General features: G+C 71.4%; 13 protein-coding genes. 6 read left to right on the top strand and 7 right to left on the bottom strand.

Annotated features, from left to right (window positions below; translation table 11 throughout):
• Positions 1-60: 60 nt before the first annotated feature.
• Positions 61-1,887, bottom strand: a complete 1,827-nt coding sequence (locus AB0L37_RS10165) for a long-chain fatty acid--CoA ligase (RefSeq protein WP_365502381.1) — start codon at positions 1,885-1,887, stop codon at positions 61-63.
• Between the two features lie 249 nt (positions 1,888-2,136).
• On the bottom strand, positions 2,137-3,621 hold the full coding sequence (locus AB0L37_RS10160; protein WP_365502379.1) for an MFS transporter: 1,485 nt from the start codon (positions 3,619-3,621) through the stop codon (positions 2,137-2,139).
• Positions 3,622-3,745: 124 nt separating this feature from the next.
• Between AB0L37_RS10160 and AB0L37_RS10155 the strand changes: the two genes are divergently transcribed.
• Entirely contained in the window at positions 3,746-4,717 is a 972-nt protein-coding gene (locus tag AB0L37_RS10155) for an AsnC family transcriptional regulator (RefSeq protein WP_365502377.1), read from the top strand.
• A gap of 217 nt (positions 4,718-4,934) precedes the next feature.
• Here AB0L37_RS10155 and AB0L37_RS10150 read toward each other — a convergent pair whose 3' ends face one another.
• The gene (locus tag AB0L37_RS10150; RefSeq protein WP_365502375.1) at positions 4,935-5,789 is read right to left on the bottom strand and encodes a LysR substrate-binding domain-containing protein; all 855 of its coding nucleotides are present in this window, start codon (positions 5,787-5,789) and stop codon (positions 4,935-4,937) included.
• A 182-nt stretch (positions 5,790-5,971) separates the two neighbouring features.
• On the opposite strand from AB0L37_RS10150, the gene AB0L37_RS10145 reads away from it, so the two are divergent.
• Positions 5,972-7,024: a bile acid:sodium symporter family protein gene (locus AB0L37_RS10145; RefSeq protein WP_365502372.1), complete on the top strand. Its 1,053-nt coding sequence runs from the start codon at positions 5,972-5,974 to the stop codon at positions 7,022-7,024.
• On the opposite strand, the gene AB0L37_RS10140 is transcribed toward AB0L37_RS10145, so the two are convergent.
• The 3 genes from AB0L37_RS10140 to AB0L37_RS10130 all read right to left on the bottom strand — a co-directional run bounded on the left by AB0L37_RS10140 (position 6,960) and on the right by AB0L37_RS10130 (position 11,138).
• Complete coding sequence (locus AB0L37_RS10140) at positions 6,960-8,213, bottom strand: DUF4185 domain-containing protein (RefSeq protein WP_365502370.1); 1,254 nt, start codon at positions 8,211-8,213, stop codon at positions 6,960-6,962. The two genes, AB0L37_RS10145 and AB0L37_RS10140, sit on opposite strands and share 65 nt — an antisense overlap.
• Before the next feature lie 32 nt (positions 8,214-8,245).
• A complete protein-coding gene (locus AB0L37_RS10135; protein ID WP_365502368.1) occupies positions 8,246-10,084 on the bottom strand; it encodes an exo-alpha-sialidase in 1,839 nt (612 codons plus the stop codon).
• Between the two features lie 127 nt (positions 10,085-10,211).
• A complete protein-coding gene (locus AB0L37_RS10130) occupies positions 10,212-11,138 on the bottom strand; it encodes a zinc-binding dehydrogenase (protein ID WP_365502366.1) in 927 nt (308 codons plus the stop codon).
• Between the two features lie 110 nt (positions 11,139-11,248).
• On the opposite strand from AB0L37_RS10130, the gene AB0L37_RS10125 reads away from it, so the two are divergent.
• Positions 11,249-11,716 carry a MarR family winged helix-turn-helix transcriptional regulator gene (locus AB0L37_RS10125; RefSeq protein WP_365502364.1) on the top strand — a complete coding sequence of 156 codons (468 nt, stop codon included), beginning with the start codon at positions 11,249-11,251 and terminating at the stop codon, positions 11,714-11,716.
• Between the two features lie 7 nt (positions 11,717-11,723).
• Here the strand turns inward: AB0L37_RS10125 and fdhD are convergent, their stop codons facing one another.
• Positions 11,724-12,575 carry a formate dehydrogenase accessory sulfurtransferase FdhD gene (gene fdhD, locus AB0L37_RS10120; protein WP_365502362.1) on the bottom strand — a complete coding sequence of 284 codons (852 nt, stop codon included), beginning with the start codon at positions 12,573-12,575 and terminating at the stop codon, positions 11,724-11,726.
• 194 nt (positions 12,576-12,769) lie between these two features.
• On the opposite strand from fdhD, the gene AB0L37_RS10115 reads away from it, so the two are divergent.
• From AB0L37_RS10115 to AB0L37_RS10105, 3 genes are all read left to right on the top strand, one after another.
• A complete protein-coding gene (locus AB0L37_RS10115) occupies positions 12,770-14,119 on the top strand; it encodes an OFA family MFS transporter (RefSeq protein WP_365502360.1) in 1,350 nt (449 codons plus the stop codon).
• Between the two features lie 254 nt (positions 14,120-14,373).
• A complete protein-coding gene (locus AB0L37_RS10110; protein ID WP_365502358.1) occupies positions 14,374-15,321 on the top strand; it encodes a beta-ketoacyl-ACP synthase III in 948 nt (315 codons plus the stop codon).
• 107 nt (positions 15,322-15,428) lie between these two features.
• A complete protein-coding gene (locus tag AB0L37_RS10105; RefSeq protein ID WP_338703854.1) occupies positions 15,429-16,112 on the top strand; it encodes a GntR family transcriptional regulator in 684 nt (227 codons plus the stop codon).
• The last annotated feature ends 2 nt before the right edge of the window (positions 16,113-16,114 follow it).

The raw sequence follows: 16,114 nt of genomic DNA, 5'->3' as shown, positions 1-16,114 counted from the left end.
ACCGTCAATAACTGACGCATCGGTAATTGATGAACCGTCAGAAACTGTCCCCGGGACGGCTCATGACCCGTAGAGCGCGTCCACCTCCGCCGAGTACGCCGTCTCGATCGCCTTCCGCTTCAGCTTCAGGGACGGCGTGAGCAGCCCGTGCTCCTCGGTGAACTGATGGGCCAGGATCCGGAACGTGCGGATCGACTCCGCCTGCGAGACCAGGGTGTTGGCGGCCACCACCGCACGGCGCACCTCCATCTCCAGATCGGGGTCGCGCACCAGGTCGGCCGGGTTCATCAGCTGCTTGCCGCGCATGCCGAGCCAGTGCTCGACGGCCTCCGAGTCGAGCGTGACGAGCGCCGCGATGTACGGGCGGTCGTTGCCGACCACGATGCACTGCGCGACCAGCGGATGGTCGCGGACCCGCTCCTCCAGTTGCTGCGGCGAGACGCTCTTGCCGCCGGAGGTCACGAGGATCTCCTTCTTGCGCCCGGTGATCGTGAGGTAGCCGTCCTCGTCGAGCGCGCCCAGGTCGCCGGTGGCGAGCCAGCCGTCGTGCAGGGTGGCGTCGGTGGCCTTCGGGTCGTTGAGATACCCCTGGAAGACGTTGGCTCCGTACAGCCACACCTCGCCGTCGTCCGCGATGTGCACCGTGGTGCCGGGGATCGCCTTGCCGACCGTGCCGTAGCGGGTCTGCTCCGGCGGGTTCGCGGTGGCCGCGGCCGTCGACTCGGTCAGCCCGTAGCCCTCGTAGATCGCGACGCCCGCGCCGGCGAAGAACAGGCCGAGCCGCCGGTCCATGCCGCTGCCGCCGGACATCGCCTGGCGCACCTTGCCGCCCATCGCCTCGCGCACCTTGGAGTACACGAGCTTGTCGAAGATCGAGTGCTGCATGCGCAGCGACGCGGAGGGCCCGGGGCCGGTGCCGAACGCCTTCGCCTCCTGGGCGTCCGCGTACTTCACCGCGCACTCGACGGCCTTGTCGAATGCGCCGGCCCTGCCCTCGTTCTCGGCCTTCCTGCGGGCCGCGTTGAAGACCTTCTCGAAGATGTACGGCACCGCGAGGATGAACGTCGGCCGGAAGGCCTGGAGGTCGGGGAGCAGTGCCGCCGCGTTCAGCTGCGGCTGGTGCGCGAGCTTCACACCGCCGCGCACCGCCGCCACCTGCACCATCCGCCCGAAGACGTGCGCGAGCGGCAGGAAGAGCAGCGTCGACGCCTCGCGGTCGCGCTTGGAGGAGAACACCGGGGCCCAGCGCGTGACCATCGTGTCCGCCTCGAACATGAAGTTCGCGTGTGTGATCACACAGCCCTTGGGGCGGCCCGTCGTGCCGGACGTGTAGATGACCGTGGCGACGGACTCCGGGGTGACCGCGCGGCGGTGCCGCTGGACCGTCTCGTCGTCGACGTGGGTGCCGGCCGCGGTGACCTCGCCGACCGCGCCGCCGTCCAGCTGCCACAGCCGGCGCAGATGGGGCAGCCGGTCGATGACCGTCGCCACCGTCATCGCGTGGTCCTCGTGCTCCACGATCGCGGCCGACACCTGGGCGTCGTAGAGCATCCAGAAGACCTGCTCGGCGGACGAGGTGGGGTAGATCGGGACGACCTGGGCGCCCACGGTCCACAGGGCGAAGTCGAACAGCGTCCACTCGTAGCGCGTACGGGACATGATCGCGACGCGGTCGCCGAACCGGATGCCCTCCGCGAGCAGGCCCTTGGCGAGTGCCAGGACCTCGTCGCGGAACTGCGCCGACGTGATGTCCTGCCAGCGTCCCTGCTGGTCCTTGCGCCCGAAGGCGATGTGGTCGGGATCCTCCAGGGCATGATCGAAGACGGCGTCGGCCAGGCCGCCCACCGGCGGCGCCGTCACCAGTTGGGGGTTGGTGAACTCGCGCAAAGTTGCTCCTTGTGGCGCTGCTCCGCACAGCGTCGGTGACGGTACCCGACCGCGCGCCCCGGCGGGAGGGGGTCCAACTCGCCGGTAGCGCGCGGAATATGCACAGGTCAGCCGTTTAAATGCGGCCACAAGGGAAGCGGCGGGACAGAATACTTACGCTTCAGTAAGTTTCGGTGGCGTAATCTCCCACCGCTCTTCACTCTTCCTTGCCGGTTGCGTACCCGTCTCCACGGAATCTGTACGGAGGGGTCACCGCGGCACGCCGACCGACTTTTTGGGCGGAGCGGTCGGTTCCGCAACGGGCGTCTGGGGGGACCGTACCAAAACGAGCACCAGGAAGCCTGCGACGAGCGCCACACAACCGGCCACCAGCGAGGCCGAGTTGAGCCCTTGTGCGAAGGCCGTGTGAAGGCTCTGCTCCGGGATGCGCCCGCGCAGGGCGTCCGCCCCGCCGCCTGCGAGGGCATGCGCGGCGCCGCGCGGCAGCGTGTCCTGCATCCGCGAGATCAATACGGTGCCGAAGACCGCGATGCCGAGCGCGTACCCGAGCTGCCGGAACGTGTTGAGCGAACCGCCCGCCATGCCCGACCTGGCCGGCTCCACCGTGGCGAGCGCCGCACCCGCGATCCCGGGCGAGACGAGGCCGACCCCGACGCCGGTCAGGAGGAGCCCCGGCACGAGCGCCGGCCACGACGACCCCGCGTCGAGCACCCCCTGGCAGCACAGCCCGACCCCGATGAGCACGAGCCCGCCGCCGACCGTGATCCGCGCGGGCACCCCGTGCAGCAGCTTCCCGCCCGCTATCGCCACCACCATCGAAGCGCCGGACAGGGACAGGAACACCAGGCCGCCGTGGACCGGCGACATCCCGAGCAGCGTCTGAAGCCACAGCGAGGTGTACGGCAGCACACCGAACGCGGCCGCGTTGAAGGCGAACGCGCCCACCATCACGCCCACGAACGCGGGCCGGCGCAGCAGCGCCAGATCCAGCATCGGGTGCGCCGACCGCCGCTCGACGGCCACGAAGCACAGCAGCGCGAGCGCCGCGGCCCCGAGCGACACGAGCGCGCCCCGCTCGCTCCAGCCCTCCTCGCCCGCGCGGATCACGCCGTACGTCGCCGCGCCCGCGAACGCCGCGAAGGCCGCCGTCCCCGCCCAGTCGATCCGCCGCTCGCTCGGCCCGCGCGACTCCGGCACGTGCCGCAGCGTCAGCCACACCGCGGCGACGCTCACCGGCAGATTGACCCAGAAGATCCACCGCCAGCCGGGCCCCTCGGTCAGCAGCCCGCCGAGCACCGGGCCGATGGCGGCGGCCCCGCCGCTCACGGCGCCGAACACACCCAGCGCCACCGAGCGCTGCCGCCCCTGGTAGACGGCCCCGATGATCGGCAGCGTCGTCGCGAACATCGCCGCCGCCCCGAGCCCCTGCACGACCCGGGCCGCGACGAGCATCCCGGGCCCGCTCGCCAGGCCGCACACCAGCGAGGCCGCGGCGAACACCACGACCCCGACCACATGCACCCGGCGCCGCCCCAGGATGTCGGCGGCGGCGCCCGTGCCGAGCAGCAGCGCGGCCAGCGCGAGGGCGTAGCCGTCCATCACCCACTGCAGATCGGTGAGCGAGGCGTGCAGCGCGCCCGCCATGTCGGGCAGCGCGACGACCGCGATGGACACGTCCAGGAGCAGCATGAACGTCCCCAGGCAGACCGCGGTCAAGGTCCCCCATGTACGCATCGTGAATCCGACCTCTCGTTCGTCTCGTTCTTCCGTCGGCTTCGTACGATGGGGTGGACGCGGCCGATCGACATGATCAGCGGTGTCGTATCGACGGAATCCGACACGAGAGGGCGGCGGCGGGATGGATCCCACCACGTTCGACGATCTGGACCTGAAGATCCTCCAGGCCCTGGAGGCCGACGGGCGGGCGCCGTTCAGCCGGATCGCCGAGGTCATCGGCGTCTCCGACCAGACCGTCGCCCGCCGCTACCGCAAGCTCGTCGCGGACGGCGGGCTGCGCGTCGTCGGCCTCCAGGACGCCCAGGTACTCGGCTACGACCACTGGATGCTGCGGCTGCGCTGCGCGCCCGAGGGCGCCGAGGCCATCGCCGCGGCCCTCGCCCGCCGGCCCGACACCTCGTGGATCGGCCTCACCTCGGGCGGCACCGAGATCGTCTGCGGGACCGTGCCGCGCACCCCCGGCGACTACGACGACCTGCTCCTCGGCAAACTCCCGCGCACCCCGCACATCGTCGAGATCCGCGCCCAGCTCATGCTGCACCGCTTCTTCGGCGGACCCCAGGGCTGGCTGCGCAAGTACGGCCCGCTCAGCGCCGACCAGGTCGCGGCGCTGCGCCCGCCGCCCGCCCCGCCCGAGGCGCCGTCCATCACCCCGCAGGACGCGCCGCTGCTCGCCGAACTCAAGCGCGACGGCCGGGCCACGTACCCGGAACTCCAGCGCGCCACCGGCCGGTCCGAGTCCGCGGTCAAGCGCCGCCTCGCCCAGCTCTTCGCGTCCGGCGCGCTCTACATCGACGTCGAGTACGACACGCTGCGCCTCGGCTACGGCGTCGCGGCGATGCTCTGGATCACGGCGTCGCCCCGCCACCTCGACACGGTGGGCCGGGCCCTGGCCGACCACGAGGAGATCGCCCACGTCGCCGCTACCGCGGGCCCCTCCAACCTGGTGGCGACGGCTCTCGCCCGCGACACGGCGGACCTGTACGCGTACGTCTCCGGGAAGCTGGGGCATCTGGAGGGGGTCGAGCATGTGGAGACGGCGCCGTTCATCCGCCGGGTGAAACAGCTGACGTACCGGCCACCGGTACGGTGAGCTCCGCTGGGGTGCGGGATATTCGGCTGCGGCTTTCGTCGTGGCTGGTCGCGCAGTTCCCCGCGCCCCTGAAATGCAGACGCTTCGCGTCGCATTTCCCCGACGCGAACGCGCCCGATGAGATGTCGCACCGAAGGTGCGCATCTCAGGGGCGCGGGGAACTGCGCGACCAGCCCCCACCGAACCCGCAGACGAATATCCCGCACCCCAGCGGAGCTCACCGCAAGCGATCGCCCCCCGCCAGGATCGCCTCGGCCAGCGCCCGCGCAGCCCCACCGTCCTCCCGGCCCCCCGACCCGCGCAACACGAAATCGACCTCCCCCAACTCCGGCAGCCCCACCCGGTCAGGGACCCGCACCAGACCCGGTGGAATGAGACCGCGCGAGTGCGCCATCACTCCGAGCCCGGCCCGCGCCGCAGCGATCAACCCGTTCAGGGATCCGCTCGTACAGGCGATCCGCCAGGCCCGCCCGTGCCGCTCCAGCGCTTCGAGGGCCAGCGCCCGCGAGATCCCCGGCGGCGGATACACGATGAGCGGCACCGGCCGCTCCGCGTCGAGCCGCAGCCGCTCCGAGCCGATCCACACAAGCCGGTCGTGCCACACGGACTCGCCGCGCGGATCCTCGGGGCGCCGCTTGGCGAGGACCAGGTCGAGCTTGCCCGCGTCGATCTGCTCGTGCAGCGTGCCGGACAGTTCGACCGTCAACTCCAGGTCCACCTCCGGGTGTTCGGCCCGGAACGCCTCCAGGATCTCCGGCAGCCGGGTCAGTACGAAGTCCTCCGACGCGCCGAACCGCAGCCGGCCGCGCAGCCGCGTCCCCGTGAAGAACGACGCCGCCTGCTCGTGCACCTCCTGGATCCGCCGCGCGAACCCGAGCATCGCCTCCCCGTCCTCCGTCAGATCCACGGAGTGCGTGTCCCGGGTGAACAGGGTGCGCCCGGCCGCGTCCTCCAGGCGCCGCACGTGCTGGCTCACGGTCGACTGCCGCAGGCCGAGGCGGCGCGCGGCCTGCGTGAAGCTCAGCGTCTGCGCGACGGCCAGAAACGTCCTCAACTGCCCGGGGTCGTACATGCCCCGACCCTACCCCTGCTCATCACGGAACACGATGACAGTCAGTACGGTATGCAGGATTCCCGATCACGGTGATCAGGAGGACGATGGAGAGGGCACGTCCTGAACCGACAGCGACACCAGCCGACAGCGACACGAACCGCCAGCAGCACGAACCGCCAGCAACGAAGACCAAGGAACCGATGAAACGCCTGAGCCGGCCGTCCTGGATCCCGATCGACCCGTACATCCTCGCGTTGATCGCAACCGTCGGCCTCGCCGCGCTCCTGCCGGCCCGCGGCACCGCGGCGGACGTCGCCTCCGGCGCCTCGACCACGGCCGTCGCCTTCCTCTTCTTCCTCTACGGTGCCCGGCTCTCCACCCGTGAGGCGATGGACGGACTGCGGCACTGGCGCCTGCACGTCACGGTCCTCGCCTGCACCTTCGTCCTGTTCCCGCTGCTCGGCCTCGCCGCCCGCGGCCTGGTCCCCGTACTCCTGCCGCAGAACCTCTACGAGGGACTCCTCTTCCTCACCCTCGTCCCCTCCACCATCCAGTCGTCGATCGCGTTCACGTCGATCGCGCGCGGCAACGTCCCTGCGGCGATCTGTGCGGGCTCCTTCTCCTCGCTCGCCGGCATCGTCCTGACCCCGCTGCTCGCCGCGGCCCTGCTCGGCAACAGCGGCGGCGGCTTCAACGCCGACTCCCTGATGAAGATCGTGCTGCAACTGCTCGTGCCCTTCATCGCGGGCCAGTTGCTGCGCCGCTGGATCGGCGGCTTCATCGCGCGCCACAAGAAGATCCTCGGATACGTGGACCGCGGCTCGATCCTGCTCGTCGTCTACACCGCGTTCAGCGAGGGCATGGTCCAGGGCATCTGGCACCAGGTCAGCGCGGTCCGGCTCGCCGGTCTCCTCGTGGTCGAGGCGATGATCCTCGCCATCATGCTGGCGGTGACCTGGTACGGCGCGAAGGCGCTCGGCTTCGGCCGCGCGGACCGCGTGGCGATCCAGTTCGCCGGCTCGAAGAAGTCCCTGGCCTCCGGACTGCCCATGGCGAGCGTCCTGTTCGGGGCGCACGCCTCCCTCGCCGTGCTGCCGCTGATGCTCTTCCACCAGATGCAGCTGATGGTGTGCGCGGTCATCGCCAAGCGCCGCGCGAAGGACCCGGAGGAGCCGCGTCCGGTGAACCTCACGTACGAGGACCGAGGCGCACCGTCACGAACCGGGGCCGGTACAGCGACACGTTCCGGCTGAGATGCGCCTGCGCGGTGGCGGGTGTCGCGTCCAGCCAGTTGACGTCGTAGCTGAGCACGAACCGCCCGTCCCCGCTCATCGCCGGGTGCGCCTGCGGGTTGTACGCGGCGACGGTGCCGTCCGGCAGCGCGGCCGTGAACGCCTTCGCGGGCCCGTGCCACGGCCCGGCCGGTGAACACGCCCAGTACGAGACGACCTTCGTCAGCCCGGCCGTCCCCGCCGCCATCGTGAACAGGACGTACGTCCCCCCGTCCCGTACGACACCGAACGCGCTGCCCACGCCCCGCCGCCGCCCGTCCCCGAGCACCGGCGCGGCCCGCGCTCCGGCCTGCCAGCGCGCACCGTCCCAGTACTCCCAGGCCTTCACGTCGCCGAGCCGGCCGCGCGGCACCCGGGCCACGAAGGCGCGGTGCACGGGGGCCTGCCCGTCGTCCCCGCCGAAGACGTACGTCCAGCCGCCCCCGTCGACCAGGGTCGTCCCGAACAGCACCCGCTTCGCCGGATCCCGCACCTGCCGCTGGTCGAGGACCTGCGTGATCCCCTCGACCCGCAGCGAGGGCAGCGCCAGGGTCGCCACCTCCGTCGCCGTCGGCACCCCGTAGATGTACGGGCCGCTCCCCGCCGCCCTGGTCCACAGCAGTACCCGTACGACCTGCTCGTCCGACCCCGGCGCCCGCGCCTCCACCCGCGCGGCGACCGGCCACCGCCACTCGCCGACCCCCGTATCCGGGAACAGCGGCGCGGCGACGGTCCGCTCGATCCGGCCCGAACGGTCCATCAGCACGGCCGAGTTGCGCACGAACGGCGCGCTCGGGTCCCGCCAGGCGTGCGGCTGCCCCTCGGGATTGGGCGGCGGGTGCACGGCCCCCGTGTACGTGTCGGAGAACAGCCAGAGCGTCCGCCCGTCCGGCAACCGCACGGAGTGCGTCCCGTCGCCGCCGGTCCAGTCGTCGGTACGGGTCGGGTCGTCGCCGTAGCGGGCGAAGGTGGTGGTGAGGGCGGTGTCGGGGGAGGCGCTGGTCACCGTACGGGCGGCGCAACGGGAGTCGCCCTCCCGATCGGGGAGGGCGACAAAGACAACCAACCCGCAGACGAGGGCGAGCAGGAGTCCCCACAGGGGCGCGGGGCAGCGTCGATGTGCGGCTCCGCCGCGGGGCGCGACCAGCCCCCACCGGCCGCGCGTCGCCATCGTTCGCTCCCGACCCCTCACGCGACGCGACGTTAACTCCCTCCGCGCACCCGGTCCATGGGCAACCACACCACAGGCTCCCCATCAGCGGTGACCCGCACCTCGTCGATCGCCCCGCTGAAGAACGCCCGGCTGTCCATCCGCTGCCCCACATGCACCCCGAACGGCGAGTTCCGGCTCACCGACCCCGGCACATCCGCCGCGCTCCCGACGACGGCCCCGTCCACGGACAGACTCAACCACCCGCCCTCGCGCCGGAGTTCGGCCTGATGCCAGGCCCCGTCGTTGTACGCGGACGCGCTGCGCACCGACACGGTCCGCGGCGCCGCCGCCCCGTCCCGCACGGTGATCAGCCCGGTGATCCGGTTCGACGCGGGCTCGCCGCGCAGCCACACCTGAGGCTGCGTCGTCCCGATGCCGCCCATCCACAGCAGCGGCTGCTCACCGCTCGTCGCGCTGTACTTGAACCAGAGCGAGGCGGTGAAGTCCCGTGCACCCAGGGGGAGTGCGTCGCGGTACGGCAGTCGTACGGCATCGTCGACGCCGTCGAACGACAGCGCCCCGCCGATCCGGCCCTCGGTGACCGACGCCCCACCGAGCACGGCGGCCCCGTGCGCACCCTTCGCCCGGTCGTCCGTCGTCGGATCGGCGCCGCGCCGCTCCGCCAGCCAGTCGAGCGTGAACCGGGCGAACCGGATCTCGTCCCGCGCGTCCACCGCCCCGCCCTCGTACATCAGGCCCACATGCGCCGGATCGGCCTGCACGAGGTCCGAGTAGCCGGACCAGTCCGTGGTGACGACGGTGCCCCGGTCGAAGCTCTCCCAGGTGCGTCCGCCGTCGTAGGAGGAGCGGATCGTCATGGTGCGGCGCCGGTCCGGATCGCCGGGGCAGGCGAGCAGCAGCCGCTCGCCGTGGCGTCCGACGGGCAGGACGGAGCCCTGGACCTGCGGCGTGTAGAGGTCGGGGATCGCCGAGAAGGGGCGGACGAACGAGTCGCCGCCGTCCCGGCTCACCGCGTCGGTGCGATGCCCGAGATCGGTGCCGTCCTGCTCGCGGCCACTGACGTAGAGCGAGCCGTCGGGCCGCTCGGCGAGCGTCATCTCGGACGGCTTCTGCCGGAACGTGCCGTCGGCCGCGATCGGCCACGAGTCCCTGGCGCCGATCCGCCAGTGGTCGCCCCCGTCGTCGCTGACCATGAGCGCGGCATGGTTGGCGCTGACCCGACTGCCGTCCCACGTCTCGGAGTTGACGGTGAGGACGAGCCGCCCGCGGTGCCGGCCCCTGGTGAGCTGGATCCCGTGCACCGGGCCCGTCGCGTACCAGGAGTTGAAGTCGGGCGGCAGGATCTCGTCGCTCAGGTCACGCGGCCGCGACCAGGTGCGGCCGTCGTCCTCGCTGTACTGCATGTGCGGGGTGCGGTCGCACGGCACGGAGCAGTTCTTGCCGTCGGTGCGGCCCGTGTTGTACGTCTCCGCGAGCACGATGCGGCCGGTCCTGCGGTCCACGATCGGCGCGGGGTTGCCGTGCGTGTCACCGGCGCCCTCGTTGACGACCTGGAGCGGGGACCATGTGCGGCCGCCGTCCTCGGAGCGTTTGACGACGATGTCGATGTCACCGGCGTCGGAGCAGTCGTTCGTCCGGCCCTCGGCGAAGGCCAGGAGTGTGCCCTTGACCGTCTTCACGACGGCGGGAATGCGATAGCAGGCGTAGCCCGGGTCCTGGGACGCCTTGAACAACACCCGCTGTTCAAAAGGAGGTGGGGTCTCGGCGGCGGCATCGGCGGCCTGTGCCGCGACCGGGACGGGGAGCGCGGCGGCGACGGCCAGCGCCACCACCGCCGATCTGAGACGTACGGGGAAAGAGACGTGCATGGCGCGGCCCACCCTTCAGGTCATCCGGACAACCGGACATCCCACGTCCAACGTATGCGCCACAGACGCTACTTGGGACGCTCGGCACGCCACAAGGACCGTGCACCAGGGGACTGCCGCCCCGGGCTCACGGGACGAGGACGACCTTGCCGAGATTGGCCCGCTCCTCGATCACCGCATGCGCCTTCGACGCATCCGCGAGGCCGAACTCCCCATGGACGAAGGGCTTCAGATGCCCCGTCAGAAACAGCTCCCACACCTCCTTGCGCCACTGCTCGTACGTGTCCGGCCGCCCGCGCGCGACAAGCGCCATCTGGAACGCCACGACCGACTTCGCGCCGACGAGCAGGTCGTACGCCTCGATCGTCCCGCCGCCCGAGCTGAACGCCACGAGCCGGCCGGACGGCGCGAGGGCGCCGACCGCCGGCTTCAGCAGCGCGCCGCCGACCGCGTCGAGTACGTAGTCCACGGGATCGCCCCACGACGCGTCCTCGTACGTCACCACCTCGTCGGCGCCGAGCCCGCGCACGAAGTCGGCCTTGCGGCGGTCCGAGACGGCGGCCACGACCCGCGCCGCTCCACCCTTCAACCGGGCCAGTTGCACGGCGAGTTGACCGACACCGCCGGCCGCCCCCGTCACGAGCGCCGCCTCGCCGGGTGCGGGCCGGGCCGCGTGCAGGGCCCCGTACGCGACGAGCCCGCTGCGCACGAGCGCCACCGCGTCGACCGCGCTCGCGGCGTCCGGCACCGGTGAGGCCATCGCCTCGTGCAGCAGGGCGTAGTCGGCGTAGCCGTGGCCGAAGACCAGGCCGGTGACGCGGTCGCCGGGTGCGTACGCGGTGACGCCCTCGCCGCACGCGACCACCTCGCCCGCGATCTCGCCGCCGAGCGGGATCGGGTCGCGGGTCTCGCGCACCTTGCGCACGACGGGCAGGGTCACGCCGATCGCCTCGGCGCGGACCAGGAGTTCACCGGGGCCGGGCTCGGGCACCGGCACGTCCTCCAGGAACAGGACCTCGGGACCGCCGCTGTGTTCGTACCGGACACGACGCATGCGTGCACACCTCCGAAACGGTCAGGAGCAAGTCGTGGGGAATCCCAACGATTCTCACCGTAGCCCAGATTTCCTTGGGAGGTCCAATGAAATCTGGGTACGCTGGACCCATGACCACGCCAGCCGCCGCAGACCCCGCCGTCCCCACCGCTCCGGCCGCCATCCGCAACCTGCCCAGCTGGCTCCTCGGCCGGGCCGCCGCGCGGGGCCGCGCCCTCGTCGCGGACGCGCTCGCCGAGCACGGGCTGAAGATGTGGCACCACGTGGTCCTCTGCGCGGTCGCGGACCTGGAGCCCGTCGCGCAGGCCGACCTCGTGCGCAGCGTCCGGCTCGACCCCAAGGACATGGTCGGCGTCCTGAACGACCTCCAGGCGGCGGGTCTGGTCGAGCGCGCCCCCGACCCCAAGGACCGGCGCAAGAACGCGGTGACGATCACCGGGCAGGGCGCCCGCCTCGTCGAGACCTGCGCCCGCGCGGCGCGTGCCGCCAACGACGAACTCCTGGCCCCGCTCACCCCGGCCGAACGCGCCCGGTTCCTGGAGATGCTCCGCCGCGTGGCCCAGATCCCCGCCGACTAGGCCGTGTTCAGTCCCGCTCGGCGCCGAAGGCGTCAAGGGCGATGCGGTGCTCGCCCGCGTACACGTTCATGGAGGTGCCGCGCAGGAATCCGACGAGGGTCAGGCCCGTCTCGGTGGCGAGGTCGACGGCGAGGGAGGAGGGTGCGGACACGGCGGCGAGGACGGGGATGCCGGCCATGACGGCTTTCTGTGCCAGTTCGAACGAGGCTCGCCCGGAGACGAGCAGGATGGACTGGGACAGGGGCAGGTCGCCGTTTTGCAGGGCTCGGCCGACGAGTTTGTCGACGGCGTTGTGGCGGCCCACGTCTTCGCGTACGTCGAGGAGTTCGCCGTCGGGGGTGAACAGGGCGGCGGCGTGCAGGCCCCCGGTCCGGTCGAAGACGCGTTGGGCCTCGCGCAACCGGTCGGGCAGTGACGCCAGCAGGTCGACGCCGAGCCGGACCGGGGGAGTGTCGTCGATGGGGAAGCGTGCTTGGGTGCGTACGGCGTCGAGGCTCGCTTTGCCGCACAGGCCGCACGAGGAGGTCGTGTAGACGTTGCGTTCGAGGGTGATGTCGGGCATCGCCACGTCGGGTGCGGTGCGTACGTCGACGACGTTGTAGGTGTTGGTGCCGTCCTGGGTGGCGCCCGCGCAGTAGACGATGTTCTGCAGGTCGGCGGCGCTCGCCAGCACACCCTCGCTGACCAGGAATCCGGCGGCGAGCGCGAAGTCGTCGCCCGGGGTGCGCATGGTGATCGCGAGCGGCTTGCCGTTCAGCCGGATCTCCAACGGCTCCTCGGCGACGAGGGTGTCCGGCCGGGCCGAGACGCGGCCGTCCCTGATCCGGATGACCTTGCGCCGTTCCGTGACTCGTCCCATTGTCCTGATCAGTCCCGGTTCTGTACGTGGCGTGCGGCGAGGTGAGCTACCAGGCCATTGTCCTGCACGAGGGGTCCGGCGCGGCAGCCGAGGTCCCGTGCGGGGCGCCGCCATCGCATACGGTCGACGGATTCTGTACGGAGTCCTGTCCGCGCCCTTCCCAACTCCCCGGCCGCTCCCTACCGTTCGGGATCATGAGGCCCCCCGTAGCACCGGCAGGCTGGAGCCGCTGGCTCGTCCCCCCTGCCGCCCTCTCGGTCCATCTCGCCATCGGCCAGGCCTACGCCTGGAGCGTCTTCAAACCACCCCTCGAATCCGCCCTGAACCTGAGCGGCACCCAGAGCGCGCTGCCGTTCCAGCTCGGCATCGTGATGCTCGGCCTGTCCGCGGCGTTCGGCGGCACGCTCGTCGAGCGCAACGGCCCGCGCTGGGCGATGAGCGTCGCCCTCGTCTGCTTCTCCTCGGGCTTCCTGATCTCCGCGCTCGGTGCGCTCACCGAACAGTTCTGGCTGATCGTGTTCGGCTACGGGTTCGTCGGCGGCATCGGCCTGGGCATCGGTTACATCTCGCCGGTCTCCACGCTGATCAAGTGGTTCCCCGATCGCCCCGGCATGGCCACCGGCATCGCGATCATGGGCTTCGGCGGCGGCGCGCTGATCGCGTCGCCGTGGAGCGCGCAGATGCTGGAGTCGTTCCCGCAGGGCAGCGGAGGCATCGCGCTGGCCTTCGCGGTGCACGGCATCGTCTACATGGTGTTCATGTCGCTGGGCGTGCTGCTCGTGCGGGTGCCGCCCAGGGCCGCGCCGGACGCGACCCGGGGTGCACCCGGAACGGCGGCCACCGGACCTCAGGTCTCGGCGAGACAGGCGATCCGCACCCCGCAGTTCTGGTGCCTGTGGATCGTCCTGTGCATGAACGTGACGGCCGGAATCGGCATCCTGGAGAAGGCCGCGCCGATGATCACGGACTTCTTCGCGGACACCAGTACGCCCGTCTCCGCCTCCGCCGCCGCGGGCTTCGTCGCGCTCCTGAGCGCCGCGAACATGGCGGGCCGCATCGGCTGGTCCTCCACCTCCGACCTCATCGGCCGCAAGAACGTCTACCGCCTCTACCTCGGCGTCGGCGCCCTGATGTACCTGCTGATCTCCCTCTACGGCGACGCTTCGAAGCCCCTCTTCGTGGTCTGTGCCCTCGTGATCCTCTCCTTCTACGGAGGCGGCTTCGCGACGATCCCCGCGTACCTGAAGGACCTCTTCGGCACGTACCAGGTCGGTGCGATCCACGGCCGGCTGCTCACCGCATGGTCCACGGCCGGCGTCCTCGGCCCGCTCATCGTCAACCGCGTCGCCGACAGCCAGGAGGACGCCGGCAAACACGGCTCGTCGCTCTACGGCCTCTCGCTCACGATCATGATCGGCCTGCTGGTCGTCGGCTTCGTCGCCAACGAACTCGTCCGCCCGGTCGACCCCCGCCACCACCACGTCCCCGCCCCCAGGGAGCCCGCCGATGACACCACCGCCCACGACCGCCGGCAATCCGCCTAGGCGCCGCGGCCTGATCGCCTTCGCCTGGCTCTGGGTGGGCGCGCCGCTCGCGTACGGACTGTACGAACTGGTGCAAAAGGCCACACAGCTGTTTACCGGGTGATCGGGTAGAACTCTCCAACCAGGACGGCACAATCCTGTCGCTTTACGTCACCGCATACTCGCTGGTCCCTGACCAGACTGGAGGATCCGCAGTTCGTACGGCCCGGCACTCGGCGTCGGGCCGTACGAGCCAGGCATCCGAGGGGACCTCCATGACCGGTTCGCGCATCGTCGGCATCGGCCACTATCAGCCCGCCAAGATCCTCACCAACGAGGACCTGGAAGGCATGGTCGACACCAACGACGAGTGGATCCGCTCCCGCGTCGGCATCCGCACCCGGCACATCGCCGGCCCCGACGAGCCCGTCGACGAGCTCGCCGCGCACGCCGCCGCCAAGGCCCTCGCCGCGGCCGGTCTGACCGCCGACGACATCGACCTCGTCATCGTCGCCACGTCCACCGCCGTGGACCGGTCCCCGAACATGGCGGCCCGCGTCGCCCGCCGCCTCGGCGTCCCGTCCCCGGCCGCGCTCGACCTGAACGTCGTGTGCGCCGGCTTCACGCACGCCCTCGCCACGGCCGACCACACGCTGCGGGCCGGTGCCGCCCGCCGCGCCCTGGTCATCGGCGCCGACAAGATGTCCGCCGTCACCGACTGGACCGACCGCTCCACCTCCGTCCTGGTCGGCGACGGAGCCGGCGCCGTGGTCGTCGAGCCGTGCGCCGACGGCGAGGAGCCCGGCATCGGCCCGGTCCTGTGGGGTTCGGTCCCGGAGATGGGCAACGCCGTACGGATCGAGGGCGAACCGGCCCGCTTCGCGCAGGAGGGCCAGTCCGTCTACCGCTGGGCCACGCGCTCGCTGCCCCCGCTCGCCCGGCAGGCCTGCGAGAAGGCGGGCCTTGTGCCGGCCGACCTCGCGGCGGTCGTCCTGCACCAGGCGAACCTGCGCATCATCGAGCCGCTCGCCGACAAGATCGGCGCCGTCAACGCGGTCGTCGCCAAGGACGTCGTCGACTCCGGCAACACCTCGGCCGCGAGCGTGCCGATGGCCCTGTCCAAGCTGGTCGAACGCGGCGAGATCGAGAGCGGGGCGCCCGCGCTCCTCTTCGGCTTCGGCGGGAATCTCTCGTACGCGGGCCAGGTCGTGCGCATTCCCTAGAGGGGCCCGGGGTGTGATGAGGCCAACTCGCCCTGGCGGTGGCGATTGTGCTCGGTAAACTGTATTCCAAAGCCAATCGAGTGGCCGAAGCCCAGGAGGGGACCGCGATGTTGTCCACAGGACTGCCGCAGGGGGCGGTGCCCAAACTCGAGCGCCCGGGACCACTGCGCGAGCGGGTCTACGAGGCCCTGCTCGAACTCATCACGACGCGTGCGCTCCAACCCGGCCAGCATCTGGTCGAGAGCGAGCTCGCCGGCCACCTCGGGGTCTCCCGGCAGCCGGTGCGCGAGGCGCTCCAGCGGCTGAACACCGAGGGCTGGGTCGATCTGCGCCCCGCCCAGGGCGCGTTCGTGCACGAGCCGACCGAGGAGGAGGCGGACCAGCTCCTCACCGTCCGCACGCTCCTGGAGGCGGAGGCCGCCCGGCTCGCCGCGGCGAACGCGGGCAAGACCGGGATCACCGCCCTCGAAGACCTCTGCGCCCGGGGTGAACAGGCCGTCGCCGACGGGGACGTGGACCTGGTCGTCGCGACGAACGCCGAGTTCCACGCGAAGGTCATGGAGCTCGCGGGCAACGTGGTCCTGGCCGAACTCGCCGGCCAGGTCGACCGCAGGGTCCGCTGGTACTACCAGCCGGTGGCCCGCCAGCGCGGCAAGCAGTCCTGGATCGAGCACCGCGAACTCATCGCGGCGATCTCGGCCCGCGACGAGTCCCGCGCCACCGCGGTGATGCGCACCCACACGGAACACACCCGCGAGACGTACCACCACCGCAACGAAGAGCAGGCGTAGTC

This window comes from Streptomyces sp. NPDC052225 (assembly GCF_040679615.1).
Taxonomy (GTDB): domain Bacteria; phylum Actinomycetota; class Actinomycetes; order Streptomycetales; family Streptomycetaceae; genus Streptomyces.
This window is presented reverse-complemented; position numbering and strand designations above follow the sequence as displayed.